General features: G+C 71.2%; 20 protein-coding genes. 8 read left to right on the top strand and 12 right to left on the bottom strand.

Annotation, left to right across the window (positions count from 1 at the left end):
* Positions 1 to 41 precede the first annotated feature (41 nt).
* The 3 genes from grpE to dnaJ all read left to right on the top strand — a co-directional run bounded on the left by grpE (position 42) and on the right by dnaJ (position 3,986).
* Positions 42 to 671: a nucleotide exchange factor GrpE gene (gene grpE, locus RIC31_RS09295; RefSeq protein ID WP_350105478.1), complete on the top strand. Its 630-nt coding sequence runs from the start codon at positions 42 to 44 to the stop codon at positions 669 to 671.
* Between the two features lie 150 nt (positions 672 to 821).
* Positions 822 to 2,756, top strand: a complete 1,935-nt coding sequence (gene dnaK, locus RIC31_RS09300) for a molecular chaperone DnaK (protein ID WP_350105481.1) — start codon at positions 822 to 824, stop codon at positions 2,754 to 2,756.
* A 102-nt stretch (positions 2,757 to 2,858) separates the two neighbouring features.
* The gene (gene dnaJ / locus RIC31_RS09305; protein WP_350105486.1) at positions 2,859 to 3,986 is read left to right on the top strand and encodes a molecular chaperone DnaJ; all 1,128 of its coding nucleotides are present in this window, start codon (positions 2,859 to 2,861) and stop codon (positions 3,984 to 3,986) included.
* Positions 3,987 to 4,045: 59 nt separating this feature from the next.
* Here the strand turns inward: dnaJ and RIC31_RS09310 are convergent, their stop codons facing one another.
* Positions 4,046 to 4,582 (bottom strand): PadR family transcriptional regulator, encoded by a 537-nt coding sequence (locus RIC31_RS09310; protein WP_350105489.1) that lies wholly within the window; start codon positions 4,580 to 4,582, stop codon positions 4,046 to 4,048.
* A gap of 145 nt (positions 4,583 to 4,727) precedes the next feature.
* On the opposite strand from RIC31_RS09310, the gene dapB reads away from it, so the two are divergent.
* A complete protein-coding gene (dapB, locus tag RIC31_RS09315; RefSeq protein WP_350105493.1) occupies positions 4,728 to 5,528 on the top strand; it encodes a 4-hydroxy-tetrahydrodipicolinate reductase in 801 nt (266 codons plus the stop codon).
* A gap of 26 nt (positions 5,529 to 5,554) precedes the next feature.
* Here the strand turns inward: dapB and RIC31_RS09320 are convergent, their stop codons facing one another.
* The 7 genes from RIC31_RS09320 to RIC31_RS09350 form a co-directional block, all read right to left on the bottom strand.
* Positions 5,555 to 5,908 carry a helix-turn-helix domain-containing protein gene (locus RIC31_RS09320; RefSeq protein WP_350105496.1) on the bottom strand — a complete coding sequence of 118 codons (354 nt, stop codon included), beginning with the start codon at positions 5,906 to 5,908 and terminating at the stop codon, positions 5,555 to 5,557.
* Positions 5,905 to 6,609, bottom strand: coding sequence for a Smr/MutS family protein (locus tag RIC31_RS09325; RefSeq protein ID WP_350105499.1), 705 nt, complete (start codon positions 6,607 to 6,609; stop codon positions 5,905 to 5,907). Before RIC31_RS09325 ends, RIC31_RS09320 begins: the two co-directional genes overlap by 4 nt.
* Positions 6,610 to 6,645: 36 nt before the next feature.
* The gene (locus RIC31_RS09330) at positions 6,646 to 7,353 is read right to left on the bottom strand and encodes a LutC/YkgG family protein (RefSeq protein ID WP_350105501.1); all 708 of its coding nucleotides are present in this window, start codon (positions 7,351 to 7,353) and stop codon (positions 6,646 to 6,648) included.
* Positions 7,350 to 8,783 carry a LutB/LldF family L-lactate oxidation iron-sulfur protein gene (locus RIC31_RS09335; protein WP_350105504.1) on the bottom strand — a complete coding sequence of 478 codons (1,434 nt, stop codon included), beginning with the start codon at positions 8,781 to 8,783 and terminating at the stop codon, positions 7,350 to 7,352. The genes RIC31_RS09330 and RIC31_RS09335 overlap by 4 nt, the downstream gene beginning before the upstream one ends.
* Before the next feature lie 5 nt (positions 8,784 to 8,788).
* Entirely contained in the window at positions 8,789 to 9,571 is a 783-nt protein-coding gene (locus RIC31_RS09340) for a (Fe-S)-binding protein (protein ID WP_350105506.1), read from the bottom strand.
* Positions 9,572 to 9,695: 124 nt separating this feature from the next.
* Positions 9,696 to 10,901: a murein transglycosylase A gene (gene mltA / locus RIC31_RS09345; protein WP_350105510.1), complete on the bottom strand. Its 1,206-nt coding sequence runs from the start codon at positions 10,899 to 10,901 to the stop codon at positions 9,696 to 9,698.
* Positions 10,885 to 11,562 (bottom strand): Tim44/TimA family putative adaptor protein, encoded by a 678-nt coding sequence (locus RIC31_RS09350; RefSeq protein ID WP_350105515.1) that lies wholly within the window; start codon positions 11,560 to 11,562, stop codon positions 10,885 to 10,887. The genes mltA and RIC31_RS09350 overlap by 17 nt, the downstream gene beginning before the upstream one ends.
* A gap of 149 nt (positions 11,563 to 11,711) precedes the next feature.
* Between RIC31_RS09350 and RIC31_RS09355 the strand changes: the two genes are divergently transcribed.
* The 3 genes from RIC31_RS09355 to secB are packed head-to-tail and all read left to right on the top strand — an operon-like array spanning position 11,712 to position 13,375.
* On the top strand, positions 11,712 to 12,257 hold the full coding sequence (locus tag RIC31_RS09355; RefSeq protein WP_350105517.1) for an FxsA family protein: 546 nt from the start codon (positions 11,712 to 11,714) through the stop codon (positions 12,255 to 12,257).
* Positions 12,258 to 12,261: 4 nt separating this feature from the next.
* On the top strand, positions 12,262 to 12,816 hold the full coding sequence (locus RIC31_RS09360; RefSeq protein ID WP_350105520.1) for a histidine phosphatase family protein: 555 nt from the start codon (positions 12,262 to 12,264) through the stop codon (positions 12,814 to 12,816).
* A 37-nt stretch (positions 12,817 to 12,853) separates the two neighbouring features.
* On the top strand, positions 12,854 to 13,375 hold the full coding sequence (gene secB / locus RIC31_RS09365) for a protein-export chaperone SecB (RefSeq protein WP_350105523.1): 522 nt from the start codon (positions 12,854 to 12,856) through the stop codon (positions 13,373 to 13,375).
* Between the two features lie 35 nt (positions 13,376 to 13,410).
* Here secB and dnaQ read toward each other — a convergent pair whose 3' ends face one another.
* Genes dnaQ through RIC31_RS09385 form a run of 4 tightly spaced genes read right to left on the bottom strand, consistent with a single transcriptional unit; the run spans position 13,411 to position 16,210 of the window.
* Entirely contained in the window at positions 13,411 to 14,112 is a 702-nt protein-coding gene (gene dnaQ / locus RIC31_RS09370) for a DNA polymerase III subunit epsilon (protein WP_350105526.1), read from the bottom strand.
* Positions 14,025 to 14,711 (bottom strand): dephospho-CoA kinase, encoded by a 687-nt coding sequence (gene coaE / locus RIC31_RS09375; protein WP_350105529.1) that lies wholly within the window; start codon positions 14,709 to 14,711, stop codon positions 14,025 to 14,027. The genes dnaQ and coaE overlap by 88 nt, the downstream gene beginning before the upstream one ends.
* Before the next feature lie 16 nt (positions 14,712 to 14,727).
* Positions 14,728 to 15,375, bottom strand: a complete 648-nt coding sequence (locus tag RIC31_RS09380) for a Maf family protein (RefSeq protein WP_350105532.1) — start codon at positions 15,373 to 15,375, stop codon at positions 14,728 to 14,730.
* Positions 15,368 to 16,210, bottom strand: a complete 843-nt coding sequence (locus tag RIC31_RS09385; RefSeq protein WP_350105535.1) for a pyruvate, water dikinase regulatory protein — start codon at positions 16,208 to 16,210, stop codon at positions 15,368 to 15,370. The genes RIC31_RS09380 and RIC31_RS09385 overlap by 8 nt, the downstream gene beginning before the upstream one ends.
* 406 nt (positions 16,211 to 16,616) lie before the next feature.
* Between RIC31_RS09385 and hemE the strand changes: the two genes are divergently transcribed.
* Entirely contained in the window at positions 16,617 to 17,639 is a 1,023-nt protein-coding gene (hemE, locus tag RIC31_RS09390; protein WP_350105538.1) for a uroporphyrinogen decarboxylase, read from the top strand.
* Positions 17,640 to 17,641 lie beyond the last annotated feature (2 nt).

The following is a 17,641-nucleotide window of genomic DNA, read 5'->3' on the forward strand; positions in this document are numbered from 1 at the left end:
CGAAACTCTCCCAAGACTTCGCACATCGGGGACCAGTCACAATGTCGAACGAGCCCAACAAGCCCGACCACCGGAGCGAGGCGCCGAGCGCCGACGACGCCGGGCTGGACGTCGGCATCGACACCGACGGCACCATCGACACCGGCGACGGCGATCCGCGCGATGCCCGCATCGCCGAGCTCGAGGGCCAGGTGGCGCAGCTGCGCGACCAGGCGCTGCGGGCCCTGGCCGAGGCCGAGAACGTGCGCCGCCGGACCGAGCGCGAGAAGGAACAGACCCGGCTGTACGCCGCCGGCAACCTCGCCAAGGACCTGCTGAACGCGGTCGACAACCTGCGGCGCGCCCTGGACGCGGCGCCGGCGGACCGCGAGGCGCTCGACGACACCGTGAAGAACCTGATCGTCGGCGTCGAGATGACCGAGCGCGACGTGCTGTCGGCCTTCGAGAAGGCCGGGATCAAGCGGATCGAGCCGCTCGGCGAGCGCTTCGACCCGAACCTCCACCAGGCGATGTTCGAGGTCGAGAACAGCGGCAAGCCGGCCGGCACCGTGGTGCAGCTGCTCGCCCCGGGCTATGTCATCCACGACCGCCTGCTGCGCGCCGCCATGGTCGGCGTCGCCAAGAGCGGCCCGACGCCGTCCGACCGGCCGCGGGTCGACACCACCGCCTGACGGGCCGCCCTGTGCCCGAATCGCCGGCCCGGGCGGCTTGCACGCCGGAGGCCGGTCCCTATATACCCGCTAGCTCCAGTCATCACCCGATGGGGGCGGCCGACGGTGCCTTAGGGGCCTCCGCCGCTTGCCGAAGAAAGAGGTAGGTTCATGAGCAAGGTTATCGGTATCGACCTCGGCACCACGAACTCGTGCGTCGCCGTGATGGACGGCGCCAGCGCCAAGATCATCGAGAATGCCGAGGGCGCCCGCACGACGCCGTCGATGGTCGCCTTCACCGAGGGCGACGAGCAGCTGGTCGGCCAGTCGGCCAAGCGCCAGGCGGTCACCAACCCCGAGAAGACGCTGTTCGCGATCAAGCGCCTGATCGGGCGCCGGTCCGACGACACGGTGTCCAAGAAGTTCAACGACCTGGTGCCCTACAAGGTGGTGGCGGGCGACAACGGCGACGCCTGGGTCGACGTCGGCGGCAAGAAGTACAGCCCGGCGCAGATCTCGGCCATGATCCTGCAGAAGCTGAAGAGCGACGCCGAGGCCTATCTCGGCGAGAGCGTCAGCCAGGCGGTGATCACCGTCCCGGCCTACTTCAACGACGCCCAGCGCCAGGCCACCAAGGACGCCGGCAAGATCGCCGGCCTCGAGGTGCTGCGGATCATCAACGAGCCGACGGCGGCGGCGCTGGCCTACGGCCTCGACAAGAAGCAGTCCGGCACGATCGTGGTCTACGACCTCGGCGGCGGCACCTTCGACGTGTCGGTGCTGGAGATCGGCGACGGCGTGTTCGAGGTGAAGTCGACCAACGGCGACACCTTCCTCGGCGGCGAGGACTTCGACCAGCGCGTCATCGACTACCTGGCCGACGAGTTCAAGAAGGACAACGGCATCGACCTGCGCAAGGACAAGCTGGCCCTGCAGCGCCTCAAGGAGGCCGCCGAGAAGGCCAAGATCGAGCTGTCCAGCTCGATCCAGACCGAGGTCAACCTGCCGTTCATCACCGCCGACCAGTCCGGCCCGAAGCACCTGAACATCAAGCTGACGCGCTCCAAGCTGGAGGCGCTGGTCGACGACCTGGTGAAGCGCACCGAAGGCCCGTGCAAGGCCGCCCTGAAGGATGCCGGCGTGACCGCCGGCGAGATCGACGAGGTGATCCTGGTCGGCGGCATGACCCGCATGCCGAAGATCATCGAGACCGTGAAGACGTTCTTCAGCAAGGAGCCGCACCGCGGCGTGAACCCGGACGAGGTGGTCGCCGCCGGCGCCGCCATCCCGGCCGGCGTGCTGAAGGGCGAGGTCAAGGACGTCCTGCTGCTCGACGTGACCCCGCTGTCGCTCGGCATCGAGACCCTGGGCGGCGTGTTCACCCGCCTGATCGACCGCAACACCACGATCCCGACCAAGAAAAGCCAGGTGTTCTCGACCGCCGAGGACAACCAGACCGCGGTCACCATCCGGGTGTTCCAGGGCGAGCGCGAGATGGCGTCCGACAACAAGATGCTGGGCCAGTTCGACCTGGTCGGCATCCCGCCGGCACCGCGCGGCGTGCCGCAGGTCGAGGTCACCTTCGACATCGACGCCAACGGCATCGTCAACGTCTCGGCCAAGGACAAGGCCACCGGCAAGGAGCAGCAGGTCCGCATCCAGGCGTCCGGCGGCCTGTCCGACGCCGACATCGAGCGGATGGTCCGCGAGGCCGAGGAGAACGCGGCCGACGACAAGAAGCGGCGTGAGCTGGTCGAGGTGAAGAACCAGGCCGACACCCTGCTGCACACCGCCGAGAAGACGCTGGCCGAGTTCGGCGACAAGGTCGCGGCGGGCGAACGCTCGAAGATCGAGGAGGACGTGGCCGCCCTGAAGGCCGCGGTCGAGGGCGACGACGTCGCCGCCATCCGCTCCAAGATCGACGCCCTGCAGCAGTCGTCGATGAAGCTCGGCGAGGCCATGTACAAGGCGCAGCAGGAAGAGGCCTCGGCCGAGGGCGGCGCCGGGTCGTCCGAGGAGCCCGGCGGCGATGCCAAGGGCGCCGACGACGTGGTGGACGCCGACTTCGAGGAAGTCGACGACCAGGACCGCAACAAGTCCGCGTGATACCGCAGAGTGCCGTGATGACGGCCGCCCCCGCCCGTCCCCGCCGCCAGGCGGCCGGACCGGCGGGGTTCGCGCGTTGTTTCCCAGCACGGTGACGGATCGATGGCGAAGCGCGACTACTACGACGTTCTGGGGGTTTCGCGCGGCGCGTCCAAGGACGAGCTGAAGCGTGCCTTCCGCAAGCTGGCGATGCAGCACCACCCGGACCGCAACCCGGGCGATGCCGAGGCCGAGCGCCAGTTCAAGGAACTCAACGAGGCCTACGACGTCCTCAAGGACGACGAGAAGAAGGCGGCCTATGACCGCTTCGGCCATGCCGCGTTCGAGAACGGCGGTGGCGGCCGGCCGGGCGGCGCCGGATTCTCCGGCGGTTTCGCCGACATCTTCGAGGAGATGTTCGGCGAGTTCATGGGCGGGGCGCGCCGCGGCGGCGGGGCCGGCCGCGGCTCCGACCTGCGCTACAACATGTCGATCAGCCTGGAGGATGCGTTCCGCGGCCGCCAGACCGAGATCCGCATCCCGACTTCGACGTCCTGCGAGGAGTGCACCGGGACCGGGGCCGAAAAGGGATCGAAGCCGATCCCCTGCCCGACCTGTCATGGCGCCGGCAAGGTCCGGGCCCAGCAGGGCTTCTTCACGATCGAGCGGACCTGCCCGGCCTGCGGCGGGGTCGGCCAGGTCATCGAGAACCCGTGCCGCAGCTGTGGCGGCTCCGGACGGCAGCGCAAGGACAAGACCCTGTCGGTGAACATCCCGGCCGGCGTCGAGGACGGCACCCGGATCCGCCTGGCCGGCGAGGGCGAGGCCGGTATGCGCGGAGCGCCGCCCGGCGACCTGTACCTGTTCCTGTCGATCGAGCCGCATCCGATCTTCCACCGCGACGGCGCCGACATCCAATGCCGGGTCCCGGTGGCGATGGTGACCGCCGCACTCGGCGGGCAGATCGAGGTTCCGACCATCGAGGGCTCGCGGGCCCGGGTGGCGATCCCGACCGGCACCCAGTCCGGCAAGCAGTTCCGGCTCAAGGGCAAGGGCATGTCGGTGCTGCGCAGCCCGGCCCGCGGCGACATGTATGTCGAGGTCGCTGTCGAGACCCCGGTCAACCTGACCAAGCGCCAGCGCGAGCTGCTCGAGGAGTTCCAGGCCGAGGCCGGCGACGACACCACCAGCCCGCAGAGCCACGGCTTCTTCGACAAGGTCAAGGAGCTGTGGGACGACCTCCGGGAGTAGCGAACCTCACGATACTACCGGAAAACCACGGTAGCGGTCACGGTAGTGTTCCGGTCAACTCACTGATCTAGCGGTGGATTCTCGCGCTCGATCGCGGTGACGATGGCACGACCCTCACGCTCCAGAAAATTGATCGCAGCGGTGATCACGGCCTGCGAATACCGGATCGTGAAGCGCTGGCCCTCGGTCATGGCCTCGGCCGGCAGGCCGCGCAGCCGGCGCTGCTCGCCGCGCAGCCCGGCGATCCGCTCGTCGACCAGGCGGTGGACGTCGTCCATGGCGATGAGATGCGCGAAGAACATCCCGGAAAGAAAGGGAGATCTGACGGTTTCGGTGCCGTCGCAGGCGGCCGCCGCCTGCGCCAGCTCGTCGCGGCCGCGGTCGGTGATCCGGAAGGTCCGCTTCTCGAGCGGTGCGTCGGGCGCGCCGATCACCTCGATCGAGCCGCGCGCCGTCAATTTCGCCAGGGCCGGGTAGATCGCCCCCAGGCTGGCCTGTCCGAAGTGCTTGAACCAGTCGCCGACGGCACGCCGGATTCCGTATCCCGTGGTGTCGCCGAAGCTCAGGACTCCGAGGCAGAGCGTGCCGACGTCCATGTCCCGATCTTTCCCTTGTCTGTATGTTATGCCGAACGAAAAACAGTCGATATGATATAAGATTAGATGACGGGCTTGGGAGAGGCAACGACCGGTGCTCCGATCTTTCGGGCGCCTGCCGCCCCGCAGGAAGGGAGACCACGGAATGGTAACGCGGATCGGCGTCTTCGGCGCCAACGGACGCATGGGTCGGATGATCGTCAAGGCGGTCGCCGAGAGCCCCGACGCGGCCCTCTCGGCGGCCGGGGTAAGGGCCGGTAGTGCCGACCTCGGGGCCGATGCGGGCACCCTGGCCGGGCTCCCGCCGACCGGGCTGGCGACCACCGACCGGGTGGCGGCGGTGCTGGCCGCCGATGTCGCCATCGACTTCACCCTGCCGGAGCCGACCCTGGCCCACGCCGCCGCCGCCGCCGAGGCCGGGACCCCGTTCGTGACCGGCACCACCGGGCTGTCGGCCGAGCAGGAAGCCGGGCTGGCCCGGCTGGCCGAGCGGATCCCCCTGGTCTACGCCCCGAACATGAGCGTCGGCGTCAACCTGCTGCTCGCCCTGGTCGAGCGGGTCGCCGGCACCCTGGGCGAGCCCTGGGACATCGAGATCGTCGAGATGCATCACAACCGCAAGGTCGACGCCCCGTCCGGCACCGCGGTCGGGCTCGGCCGGGCGGCCGCCGCCGGCCGCGGCCGGCGCTTCGAGGACGTGGCGGTGCTGTCGCGCGAGGGACACACCGGCCCGCGGGTGCCGGGCCAGATCGGCTTCGCGACCATGCGCGGCGGCGACGTGATCGGCGAGCACACGGTGGTGTTCGCCGGCCCGGCCGAGCGCATCGAGATCGGCCACCGGGCCGGCGGCCGGCACATCTTCGCCAACGGCGCCGTGGCCGCCGCCCGCTGGGCGGCCGGCCGGGCCCCCGGCCTGTACAGCATGCGCGACGTGCTCGGCCTGTAGGCCGGCGTCCCGGGGCAGGCCGGCGGCTACGGGTCCTCGAGCTCGGCCAGCAGGGTGTCGATCCGGTAGTCGTCCAGCTCGGGCAGGCGGGCCGCCAGCCGGTTCGCCAGCTCGGTCGCCTTCGGGCTGAGGCCGCCGGTGTCCAGCACCACCCGCGGGTCGGAGATCGTGGCCAGCCGGCGCAGCTCCTCGGCGTCGTCCCATCCGAGGTTGAAATAGCCGTTGATCAGCTCCAGGAACACCGCCCGCGGCACCCCGCGCTTGCCGTGCTCCAGCGCCGACAGATAGGCGGCCGAGACCCCGAGCGCCGCCGCCATCTCGCCGAGGGTGGCGCCGCGCTCGGCGCGCAGGGCCCGCAGCTTCTGGCCGAGCGGCGTCATGCCCGCCCCCCGGCGCCCAGACCGCCGCCCGGACCGCCGCCCGGACCGGAGTCCTCGCGGCGACGGCGCAGCAGCACATACCAGGCGCCGGTTCCGCCGTCCTGCGGCTGGGCCGCCGCGAACGCCAGGACCCGCTCCTGGTTCGGGTGATCGCGCAGCCAGCCCGGCAGGGCCCGGCGGATGACGCCGGTCTCGCGTTCCTCGGAGCCCCAGTCCGGCCGCTGCCAGTCCGACCGACCCTTGCCGGTGATCACCAGCACGCAGCGCCGCCCGAGCGCGGCCTGGCGGGCCAGGAAGGCGTTCAGCCCGGCATGGGCCCGCTCGCGGCTCATGCCGTGCAGGTCGATGCGGGCCTCGATCGGGATCTGGCCGCGCTTCAGGCGCAGCTGGGTGCGACGGTCGAGCCCGGGGGCGGCGCCGTGGGCATGCTCGCCGAGGGCGGCGGGGACGACCGGCGGCGGGGGCGCCGGGGCCGGAGGCGGCGGGTCGGCAGGAATCCGGCCGCGCTTGCGCGACGACGGTTTGGCGCCCGGCGGCTGTATCGGCGGCTGCGCTGGAGCCGGCGCTGCGGCGGGCTCCTCCGGCTCGGGGGCTACCGCGGCGACCCGTGGGCTGCGTCGCCGCGGCTTCAGCGGTTCCGCATCCGAAACGACACGGCCGAACAGCGCCAGCTCGTCCGGGGTGGGGCGTCGCCGGGTCATGGTCGGCTCGAGGTCATGGCCGGGCCGACCCGGCGCTCAATCGTCGACGACGATCACGTGCAGCCGGCGCGGCCCGTGCGCGCCCATCTGGATGCGCTGCTCGATGTCGCCGGTGCGCGACGGCCCGGTGATCAGATTGACGGACCGCGGCATGCCCGCGCCCACCGCCCCCCCGGCCGCGGTCCGCGCCCCGCGCAGTCGCGACCAGGCGTCCTCGAGCGGCCCGACCACCTGGCTGCGGCGCACCACCGCGATGTGGTTCTCCGGCAGGAAGTTCAGGCCGGTCGGGGTCGTAGCGTCCGACAGCAGCATCAGCGTCCCGGTCTCGGCGACCGCCGCGAACACCGGCGTGACGCTGGTGTCCTCGGAGCCGTCGGCGGTCCCGGTCTTGACCTCGATCGTCGGCGTCGCGGTCCAGTCCAGGCGCTCGTCGGAGTCCGCGCCCAGGGCCGGTGCCTGGACCAGCCGGGCCGGCAGGTTCTCGCGCTGCAGCCAGGCGGCGATCCGGGCCGGCACCTCCGCCAGGGACGCCACCTCGTCGACCGAGCAGGCGGCCTCGCCGAGCTTGCCGACCAGCTGGCCCACCAGGCCCGCGGTGTCCTGGCCGGCGGTGCGGTCGGGAATCAGGTTGCGGGCCGGTGTCGCCAGCCGCTGGTGCAACCCGGCGGCCGCCTCGCCTTCGACCGGACCGCGGCCGAGCGACTTGCGGATCGAGCCCAGGATCTGGTCGCGCGCGGCACTCATGCCCCGGTCCTCCCGTTCGCCCGGCGTTCGGCCCACAACGAATGGAAGGTCCGGCCCTGCGGCGCCGGCATGTCGCGCACGCCGGTCCAGCCGCCGGCCAGCGGCAGGCTCCTGAACCGCCCGGCCCGGCGGCCCAGCACGCCGAGGGTCCGCGCCATGATTCCGGTTACGAAACGATACAGCGAGGGCCGGGTCGCCAGGAACGACCACAGCGACAGCCCGGTGCGCACGGTGCCGGACGTCAGGCCGCGCTCGTATTCCCGCGTCCGGTAGTGGCGCATCATCTTCGGCAGCGGGATCCGCATCGGGCACACGCTTTCGCAGCGCCCGCAGAAGGTCGAGGCGTTCGGCAGGTGGCCGGCCTCCTCGACCCCGATCAGCGACGGCGTCAGCACCGCGCCCATCGGCCCGGGATAGACCCAGCCATAGGCGTGGCCGCCGACCGCGGCGTAGACCGGGCAGTGGTTCATGCAGGCGGCGCAGCGGATGCAGCGCAGCATGTCCTGGAACTCGGTGCCCAGCATCGCCGAGCGGCCGTTGTCCAGCAGCACCACGTGGAACTCCTCGGGGCCGTCCAGGTCGGCGGACCGGCGCGGCCCGGTCGAGAAGGTGGTGTAGACCGACATCTCCTGGCCGGTCGCCGAGCGCGCCAGCAGCCGCAGGATGGTGGCGGCGTCGTCCAGGGTCGGCACCACCTTCTCCAGGCTCGCCACCACCACATGGGCCTTGCCGAGGAGCTGGGTCATGTCCCCGTTGCCCTCGTTGGTGACGATCACCGTCGAGCCGGTCTCGGCGATCAGGAAGTTGGCGCCGGTGATCCCGACATCGGCCTGGAAGTAGCGGTCGCGCAGCTTGGCGCGGGCCTCGTCGGTGAAGTCGCGGGGCTCCTCGAGCCGGCGGTTCGGATCGAGGTCGGTGTGGTGGCGCCGGAAGTCCTCGGCGATCTGCTCGCGGGTCACGTGGATCGCCGGCGCGATGATATGGCTCGGCGGCTCGTGGCGGAGCTGGATGATGTACTCGCCGAGGTCGGTCTCGACCGGCTCGATGGCGTTGGCTTCGAGGAACTCGTTGAGGCCGATCTCCTCGGCCACCATCGACTTGCCCTTGGTCACGGTGCGGGCGTTGCGGCGCTGGCAGATCGCCAGGATGGTCTCGCGCGCCTCGGCCGGGGTCCGGCACCAGTGCACCACGCCGCCGGCGGCGGTGACGTTCTCCTCGAAGCGCTCCAGGTAGAAGTCGAGATGCGCCAGGGTGTGGTTCTTGATGTCGCGGCCGGCGTCGCGCAGCGCCTCGAACTCGGGCAGCGCGGCGATCACCTGGCGGCGCTTCTCCTGGAAGCCGGTCTTGATGTTGCCCAGCGCCCGCTGCAGCGTGGCGTCCTGCAGGGCATGGTGGGCGTTCTGTTTGAAGGATCGGCTGGTCGACTGCATCGCCGTCACTCCTTCGCCGGGCCGTCGGCCGGCTCGCCGATAGCCGGGCCGTCGGCCATGCCGGCCAGCACCTCGGCGACATGGCGCACTTTCGTTCCGGTTCCGAGACGGGAGAGCTTGCCGGACATGTTCAGCAGGCAGCCCAGGTCGCCGGCCAGCAGGGTGCCGGCGCCGGTCGCCGCCACGTCCCGCGCCTTGTCGGTGACCATCTTGTCGGAGATCTCGGGATACTTGACGCAGAAGGTGCCGCCGAAGCCGCAGCAGATCTCGGCGCCCGGCAGCTCGGTCAGGCTCAGGCCCTTGACACTGCCGAGCAGCCGGCGCGGCTGTGCCTTGACCTGCAGCTCGCGCAGGCCGGAGCAGGAGTCGTGGTAGGTGACGGTGCCGGGATAGACCGCCTCGACCCGCTCGACCTTCAGCACGTCGACCAGGAACGACACCAGCTCGTGGGTCCGCTTGGCCAGGTGCTGGGCACGCTGCGCGGTCTCCGGATCGTCGGCGAACAGCACCGGATAGTGCTCGTGGATCATGCCGGCGCAGGAGCCGGACGGCGCCACCACGTAGTCGTAGCCCTCGAAGGCGTCGATCACGCCGCGCGCCACCGCCCGGGTGTCGGCCATGTCGCCGGAGTTGTAGGCCGGTTGGCCGCAGCAGGTCTGGGTCGGCGGCACCTCGACGGTGCAGCCGGCGTCCTCCAGCAGCTTGACCGCGGCGAAACCGACGGTCGGCCGGTAGAGGTCCACCAGGCAGGTGACGAACAGGCCGACGCGCGGGCCGGTACCGGGCATGGGGGGTGGCTCCGGATTGAATTCAGTAGATCTCGGCTAGCACGCGGCGCACGGCCGGGCAAGGAGATCGCCCGCCCGCGACGGGGCCGGGAATACGCGGGGCCGGGAATACGCGGGGCCGGGATCACCCCGGCCGGTTGGGATCCAGGCCGGTCGGCAGCAGCAGCCAGTAGCGGCCCTTGGCCGCCATCGGTCCGGCGAGATCCTCGGCCGGCTTGCCCGCACCCCAGAACACGTCGCCGCGGATCGGTCCGCGGATCGCCCCACCGGTGTCCTGGGTCACCATCAGGCGTCGCAGCGCGGGGCCGGCGGTCGTCGGGTAGGCGATGTCGACCCAGGCCGGGGCGCCCATCGGCAGGTGCCGGCGGTCGACCGCCAGGCTGCGGCCCGGGGTCAGGGCGACGCCGGCCGAGCCGATCGGGCCGTCGCCGGTCAGCGGCCGGAAGAACACATAGGACGGGTTCTTGTCCATGACCTCGCGGCGGCGCTCGGGATGGGCGGCCAGCCACGCGCGGATCGCCTGCAGCGACATCTTCTCCTTCGGCACCTCGCCCTCGGCGATCAGCCAGCGGCCGACCGCGTAGTACGGATGGCCGTTGGTGCCGTCGTAGCCGACCCGGGTGCGGCTGCCGTCCGGCAGCACCACCAGGCCGGAGCCCTGGATGTGCAGGAAGAACGCGTCGACCGGGTCGGCGAGGTAGATCAGCGGCTCGCCCTTGGCCGCCAGGGCGCCGTCCTCGATCGCCGCGCGGTCGGCGTAGGGCACCAGCCGGCCGTTCTCGACCCGACCGGCGATGCGCTCGCCCTTCAGCGAATCCCGGAACGCCCCCAGGTCGACGTCGATCAGGTCCGCCGGACGCTTGTACAGCGTGACCGGGAAGGCCGCGGACCTGACGCGGGAGCCGGCCATTTCGGGTTCGTAATAGCCGGTGAAGAGATCGTCGTCCGGGGTGTCGTCCCGCGCCCGCCAGACCGTGAAGGCACCGGCGAAGAACCGCCGGACCGCCTCGGGGTCGCCGGCGTCCAGCGCGGCGGCGGCGCGGCAGGCCGGCGCCCAGTCGGCGCGGGTGCCGAACCGGTCTTCCGGGCCGATGGCCCGGCCCTGGTCGCCCTTCAGGATCGGTCCGCAGGTTCGGCGGAACGCCGCCAGCGCCGGGCGCGGGTCGTCGCTGCTCCAGCCCGGCAGGTCGGAAATCGCGGCGCGCTCCAGGACCAGCTTGCCCTCGGGCTGCTTCGGCGGCTCGCGGCCGCAGGACGCCAGCAGCAGGCCGGCGGCCGCCAGCAGCAGCAGCAGGGCCGCGGCAGGCCGGCGCTCAGTCCTCGGGGACACGGGTGGCGACCAGCGCCCAGTTGGGATCGCGGGACCGGATGTCGCGGGCGAAGGTCCAGATGTCGGTCAGGATATCGATCCGGTCCGGCTCGCCCTCGGTCACCTCGCCGTCCGCGTTGCGGGTCACCTTCACCTGCTCGCTCACGAACTCGACCGTGACCTTGGCCTGGTGGTCCTCAAGCGTCGCCTCGACGATGTCGGCCGAGCGGACGGTGACGATCGTGGTCTCCTGCGTTTCGCCGGCCTTCTCGCGGCCCTCGATCGCCGCGGCGAAGCCGCCGAACAGCTCGCGCGACAGCAGCGGCTTCAGGGCATCCACATCCCCTTTGGCGAAGGCCTCGACGATCATCGCGAAGGCCATCTTGGCGCCGTGCAGGAACTCGCGCTCGTCGAACCGCTCGTCGGCCAGCTTGATGCGCATGATCCCGGCGGCCATCGAGCCGGGCTCCTCGGCCCCCTCGGCCTCGTCGGCTTCGGCCGAACGGTCGGGCAGCCGGACGATGTTGCCGTTGTCGTTGCTCTTCGGCGGCTCGGCAAACGGATCCGGCCGCTGCCGTTCGTGACCGGTACGACGGCCGAGCACGCTCCGCAGCTTGAAGATGACGAAGCCGGCGAACAGCGCGAGCAATATGATGTCTAGGAACGGCACACCGATTCCCATCGTGATCGCGGCACGGCGCCTGGACCGGGCCGCGCCCCCAAGTTTAGAGTGGCCGCCGCGATCGCACCCCACCGGTAAACGATCACGACGCCGGAGCGGTCTCCGGACGCGTCCGGACTAGATAGGGCCTGGACTTCGGAAGGGCAAGCATGGGCTTCCTGGTTTTACTCGTCATCCTCGGCCTGCCGGTGCTGGAAATCTGGCTGATGATCGAGATCGGCAGCGACATCGGGGCGCTTCCGACCGTCGCGCTGATCCTGGCCACCGCCGGCCTCGGCATGCTGCTGTTCCGGGTCCAGGGCATGGCGACCCTAGCGCGGGCGCAGGAGCATCTCGACCGCGGCGAGACGCCGGTCGGCGAACTGCTGTCCGGGCTCGGCCTGCTGGTGGCCGGCCTGATGCTGCTGATCCCCGGCTTCCTGACCGACGCGATCGGCCTGATCCTGTTCATTCCGCCGGTCCGGCGGCTGCTGATCGGTGCCGCCCTGGCCTGGGCGGTCGCGCGCGGCAACACCCGGATCTGGACGGTGCGACCGCCCGGTGACGGGCCGAGAGGCGGCAGGCCGAGGGGTCCCGGCGGCGCCGGCCCGGTCATCGACGGCGACTACAGCGACGTCACCGAAACCCCGGCCGACGGGTCGGATCGCGATCCGCGCCGCCTCGGCCCGGATTCCACCGACGACCGGAGCCGCTGACGCCATGTACCTGCTGCGCCACGGCCAGAGCGAGTTCAACGTGCATTTCGCGGCAACCCGGATCGATCCCGGCATCGAGGATCCGGCACTGACCGAGATCGGCCGCGACCAGGCCCGGGCCGCCGCGGAGGCGCTGAGCGCCCGCGGTCTGACCCGGATCGTCGCCAGCCCGTACCGCCGCACCCTGGAGACCGCCTCGGTCCTGGCGGAGCAGCTCGGCCTGCCGGTCGAGATCGACTCGCTGGTCCGCGAGCGCTGCTGGTTCGTGTGCGACGTCGGCACGCCGGCGTCGCTGCTGCGGACCCAGTGGCCGACCCTCGACTTCGACCGTCTGGGCGAGCGCTGGTGGCCCGCCCAGGGCGAGTCGGAGGCCCAGCTCGCGGCGCGCTGCGGGGTTTTCGCCAGTCGGCTGCACCGGGCGACCGACTGGGGCGAGACCGTCTATGTCAGCCACTGGGGCTTCATCCGCGGACTGACCGGCCTGGCGGTCGGCAACGGCACCGTGGTCGAGCTCCGGCCCGGGCCGGATGCGTCGGTTGTGCACGCTCCGGAACCGTGATAGGCGACCGGCGATCAAAATCGAGGGAAACCCGACCATGTCCGACACCTCAGCGCCGCAGGCCGCCGTCGCATTGCCGATCCAGATCCATGCGCAATACGTCAAGGACCTGTCGTTCGAGAACCCGCGCGCGCCGGCCAGCCTGCAGCCGCAGAACGAGCCGCCGCGGATCGAGGTGAATGTCGACGTGCAGGCCGCCAAGGTCGCCGACAACGACCTGTACGAGGTGACGCTGCGGGTTACCGCTTCGGGCACCAGCGCCGGCGAGCAGCTGTTCCTGGCCGAGCTGAGCTATGGCGGGCTGTTCACCCTGCAGGGCGTGCCCCAGGACTCGCTGCACCCGGTGCTGCTGATCGAATGCCCGCGTCTCCTGTTCCCGTTCGCCCGCGCGATCGTCGCCGACGTCACCCGCGACGGCGGCTTCCCGCCGCTGCTGATCCAGCCGGTCGACTTCGCGGCGATGTTCCGCCAGAGCGCCAGTGCCGGCGCCGCTGCCGCGTCGACCACGCCGACCGTCGCTCCGGCGACCGACGGCTCGATCCTGCCGCCGGAGAGCTGAGCCTCGGCCGGCTGGCCGGTCAGCCGGCAGCCCGGTCAGCCTGCCGCCTGGCCGGCCAGCCAGATCGGGTTCTTGATCGACTCCAGGAACGCCCGATGGGCCGCCAGTTCCTCGACGCTCGGCGCATGCGGCCGGGGTTCGCGGAAGGGACGGGCGGCCCGCTCCTCGGCCCGCTGGGTAGCGGTCGGCTCGGGCGCCGCCTCGGCGGCCAGCGCCAGGTCCGGCTGCCGGCCGCCGATCAGCTCCAGATAGACCGCCGCCAGCAGATCGGCATCGAGCAGCGCGCCGTGCAGCGTACGGTGGCCGTTGTCGATCTCGAAGCGGCGGCACAGCGCGTCCAGGCTGACCTGGGCGCCGGGGTACTTGCGGCGCGCCAGCTGCACGGTGTCGAGCGCCTGGCTCATCGGGATCTCGGGGCGTTCCAGCCGCCGCAGCTCGGCATTGATGAACTTCATGTCGAAGGCGGCGTTGTGGATGACCAGCACCGCATCGCCGAGGAACTCGACGATCTCGTCGGCCACCGCGGCGAACACCGGGTATCCCGACAGGAATTCGGTCGACAGCCCGTGTACCTCGAACGCCCCCAGCGGCATGTCGCGCTCGGGATTGATGTAGTGGTGCAGGCTGCGCCCGGTCGGCACGTGGTTGATCAGCTCGAGGCAACCGATCTCGACGATCCGGTCGCCGGTCGCCGGGTCCAGCCCCGTCGTCTCCGTGTCGAGCACGATCTCGCGCATGCCTGTTCCCCGTTCCGTCGCAGTTTTCGCACCAGCCTGACCAGATGCCGCATGGTGACCGCGCGGCCCAGTCCCGTAGGGATCACCGCGTCGGCGCGGCGACGCTTCTCGGCATCCGGCATCTGCTTTGCCAGGATAGCCTCAAGGCGGGATTCCGTCATCCCCGGGCGGGCCATGACACGCTGCCGCTGGACCCGTTCCGGGGCACTGACCACCGCCACCAGGTCGCAGCGCTCGTGACCGCTGCCCTCCAGCAGCAGCGGCACGTCCAGCACCGCCAGCTTCACGCGCCGGCGCCGGCATGCGGCCAGGAAGCGTGCGGTCGCGCGCCGCACCAGCGGGTGCACGATCGCCTCGAGCCGGGCCAGTGCCTCGGGGTCGCCGAACACCCGGGATCCCAAGGCCGGGCGGTCGACCGCCCCGTCGCGCACGACCCCCGGAAACGCCGCGTCGATCGCAGGGACGGCGGCACCGCCGCGCGCCAGCAGGCGGTGTACCGCGGCGTCGGCGTCGTGCACCGGCAATCCCAGCCGCCGCAGCATGCCGGCCGCCGTCGACTTGCCCATGCCGATCGATCCGGTCAGGCCCAGCACCTTCATGGCCGTGCCGTCCCCATCAGCGCGCCAGCACCCCGTGGACCCGCAGGAAGTCGAGCAGCGGCAGCAGCGGCAGGCCCAGGACCGTGAAGTAGTCGCCCTCGACAGCCGTGAACAGCTGGGCCCCGAGGCCCTCGAGCTGGTAGGCCCCGACCGACGACCGCACGTCGTCGCCGACCGCGTCCAGATAGCGCTCGATGAAGTCGCCGCTCAGCGGCCGCATGCGCATCCGGACGCTCTGCGATACATGCCAGATGCGCTCGCCGCCACGCACGACCACCGCGCTGGTCACCAGCCGATGGTCGCGGCCGGCCAGGGCCGTCAGGCTGGCCCGCGCATGGTCGCGGTCGACCGGCTTCTCGAACCACACCCCGTTGCAGTCCAGCATCTGGTCGGAGCCGATCACCAGGGCCTCGGGATGCCGGCGCGACACCGCGACCGCCTTCAGCTCGCCGAGCGCGATCGCGACATCCTCGGCCGTCGCACCCTCGGCGCCCAGGGACTCCCGGACCGCCGCCTCGTCGACCCCGGGCACCAGGACCGCGAACGGCACCCCGGCGGCGCGCAGCATCTCGGCCCGGAACCGGCTGCCGGAGGCCAGGATCACCGAGGTGGTCGCGGCCGCCGGACCGGCGACCGGCGCTACCGGACTCCCGGGTTCAACCATCGCTGCCCCCGCCATTTTCGGTCTCCCCGGGCTCCAGGAACTGCAGCACCGCCGCCGCGGTCTCCTCGATCGACCGGCGGGTGACGTCGATCACCGGCCAGCCGTTGCGCTCGAACATCCGCCGGGCGTCGGCGACCTCGCGGCGCACCTGCTCGAGCGCGACGTAGTCGGTCTCCTCGCGCTGCTTCAACATCAGCACCCGGTTGCGGCGGACCTGGATCAGCCGGGTCGGGTCGGTGGTGAACGCCACCACCAGCGGCTTGCGGAGGTGGAAGATCTCGTCCGGCGGGTCGATCCCCGGCACGATCGGCACGTTGGCGGTCTTGAAGCCGCGGTTGGCCAGGTACAGCGAGGTCGGAGTCTTCGAGGTCCGCGACACGCCGACCACCACGATGTCGGCCTCCTCGAGATCGTGGACCAGCTGGCCGTCGTCATGGGCCAGGGTGTAGTCCATGGCCTCGATGCGCCGGAAATAAGCGGCGTCCATCTCGTGCTGGCGCCCGGGCCGGCCATGGGATTCGAGCCCGAGATGGGCGCCGAGCGCCGACAGAACAGGGTCCAGAATGGCGATGCACGGCACCTCCAGGCGGCGGCAGGTATCCTCCAGGCGGCGGCGCAGCTCGGGTTCGACCAGGGTGAACAGAACCGGGCCCGGATGCGCCTCGACCCCGGCCAGCACCTTGTCCAGGTAGCTGCGGGTGCGGACCAGCGACCACACATGCTCCTTGGCCCGCACCCCGTCGAACTGCACCAGGCAGGCGCGGGCGATCTGGTGATTGGTCTCGCCGGTGGCGTCGGACACCAGATGGATGTGCAGGATCGGCGGTGAAGTCATGCACAGCCCCTTGGGGACAAGGTGAGGACAGCAGGGTCGGTTATCCCCGCCCGGCTTCCGTCGGTCGAAGATATGCCGAACCGCCGGTCGCGCAACCGCCGGGTTTCCCCCCGGTGGACAGTCGGGCCGGCGGAACCTGCAACCCGGGGAGAAGTCGCCCGGCCGGATTTCATCCCCGTTATCCCCGTGTTTCGGCGACCGCCGCCGGGCCGCGGAACCCCTGACGCCGGAGGATTCCATCCACCGTCGATCCGCCGGCCGGCGCCGACAACGGTTCCGGACGCGATTCTGTGGACACTTCGGAGGATGCCCTATAATCCCCGGTGTTCCCCCCTCCCACTACAACTTCCCTTCAGAATCTAAATAAATAGGTTAGTGATAGGGGTCACCGACGGAGCCCGACCGGATGAGCCGATCCCTGCTGTTGCGCGCACTCGCAGGCGAGACCCTGGATACCCCGCCGATCTGGCTGATGCGTCAGGCCGGACGATACCTTCCGGAGTACCGCGAGCTCAGGGCGCGGGCCGGCAGCTTCGTCGACCTGTGCCTGTCGCCCGAACTGGCGGCCGAGGTGACGCTGCAGCCGATCCGGCGCTTCGGCTTCGACGGGGCGATCCTGTTCTCCGACATCCTGATGGTGCCCTACGGCCTCGGCCGGCCGCTGCGCTTCGAGGAGGGACGCGGGCCGATCCTGGAACCGGTGGTCGACCGGGCCGGGATCCCGGCCTACGACGCCGACGCCTTCCACAAGGTGCTGGCGCCGATCTACGAGACGGTGTCCCGGGTGCGGGCGGCCCTGGCGCCGGAGACCGCGCTGATCGGCTTCGCCGGCGCGCCCTGGACGGTCGCCTCCTACATGGTCGAGGGCGGCAGCAGCCGGGACTTCGCGGCGCTGAAGCTGTGGGCCTGGCGCGACCCCGAGGGGTTCGGGGCGCTGATGGATGTGCTGGTGGACGCCACGGTCGGTTACCTGGACCGCCAGGTGCGGGCCGGCGCGCAGGTCGTGAAGCTGTTCGACAGCTGGGCCGGGGCGGCGCCGGAGACCCAGTTCGAGCGCTGGGTGGTGCAGCCGACCGCGACGATCGTGCGGCGGCTGCGGGAGATCCATCCCGACCTGCCGGTCATCGGCTTCGCCCGTGGCGCCGGGGCCCAGACCCGCGGCTACGGGGCGGCCACCGGGGTGACGGCGCTGGCCCTGGATTCCGGGATCCCGCTGGCCATGGCCTGTGCGCTGCAGGCCGAGCGGCCGGTGCAGGGCAACCTGGACCCGATCGCCCTGGTGGCCGGAGGCGATGCGCTGACGTCGGAGGTCGACCGGATTCTCGAGGCGATGGCCGGCGGGCCGTTCGTCTTCAACCTCGGCCACGGCATCGTGCCGCACACGCCGCCCGAGCACGTGGCGGCGCTGGTGGCGCGGGTGCGCGGCTGACG

Origin of the sequence: Thalassobaculum sp. (assembly GCF_040219615.1) — a bacterium.
GTDB lineage: Bacteria > Pseudomonadota > Alphaproteobacteria > Thalassobaculales > Thalassobaculaceae > Thalassobaculum_A.

Coding starts and splice junctions, on each gene's coding strand:
- grpE (WP_350105478.1), top strand. CDS start 42: ATGTCGAACGAGCCCAACAAGCCCGACCACCGGAGCGAGGCGCCGAGC.
- dnaK (WP_350105481.1), top strand. CDS start 822: ATGAGCAAGGTTATCGGTATCGACCTCGGCACCACGAACTCGTGCGTC.
- dnaJ (WP_350105486.1), top strand. CDS start 2,859: ATGGCGAAGCGCGACTACTACGACGTTCTGGGGGTTTCGCGCGGCGCG.
- RIC31_RS09310 (WP_350105489.1), bottom strand. CDS start 4,582: ATGGACGTCGGCACGCTCTGCCTCGGAGTCCTGAGCTTCGGCGACACC.
- dapB (WP_350105493.1), top strand. CDS start 4,728: ATGGTAACGCGGATCGGCGTCTTCGGCGCCAACGGACGCATGGGTCGG.
- RIC31_RS09320 (WP_350105496.1), bottom strand. CDS start 5,908: ATGACGCCGCTCGGCCAGAAGCTGCGGGCCCTGCGCGCCGAGCGCGGC.
- RIC31_RS09325 (WP_350105499.1), bottom strand. CDS start 6,609: ATGACCCGGCGACGCCCCACCCCGGACGAGCTGGCGCTGTTCGGCCGT.
- RIC31_RS09330 (WP_350105501.1), bottom strand. CDS start 7,353: ATGAGTGCCGCGCGCGACCAGATCCTGGGCTCGATCCGCAAGTCGCTC.
- RIC31_RS09335 (WP_350105504.1), bottom strand. CDS start 8,783: ATGCAGTCGACCAGCCGATCCTTCAAACAGAACGCCCACCATGCCCTG.
- RIC31_RS09340 (WP_350105506.1), bottom strand. CDS start 9,571: ATGCCCGGTACCGGCCCGCGCGTCGGCCTGTTCGTCACCTGCCTGGTG.
- RIC31_RS09350 (WP_350105515.1), bottom strand. CDS start 11,562: ATGGGAATCGGTGTGCCGTTCCTAGACATCATATTGCTCGCGCTGTTC.
- RIC31_RS09355 (WP_350105517.1), top strand. CDS start 11,712: ATGGGCTTCCTGGTTTTACTCGTCATCCTCGGCCTGCCGGTGCTGGAA.
- RIC31_RS09360 (WP_350105520.1), top strand. CDS start 12,262: ATGTACCTGCTGCGCCACGGCCAGAGCGAGTTCAACGTGCATTTCGCG.
- secB (WP_350105523.1), top strand. CDS start 12,854: ATGTCCGACACCTCAGCGCCGCAGGCCGCCGTCGCATTGCCGATCCAG.
- dnaQ (WP_350105526.1), bottom strand. CDS start 14,112: ATGCGCGAGATCGTGCTCGACACGGAGACGACGGGGCTGGACCCGGCG.
- coaE (WP_350105529.1), bottom strand. CDS start 14,711: ATGAAGGTGCTGGGCCTGACCGGATCGATCGGCATGGGCAAGTCGACG.
- RIC31_RS09380 (WP_350105532.1), bottom strand. CDS start 15,375: ATGGTTGAACCCGGGAGTCCGGTAGCGCCGGTCGCCGGTCCGGCGGCC.
- RIC31_RS09385 (WP_350105535.1), bottom strand. CDS start 16,210: ATGACTTCACCGCCGATCCTGCACATCCATCTGGTGTCCGACGCCACC.
- hemE (WP_350105538.1), top strand. CDS start 16,617: ATGAGCCGATCCCTGCTGTTGCGCGCACTCGCAGGCGAGACCCTGGAT.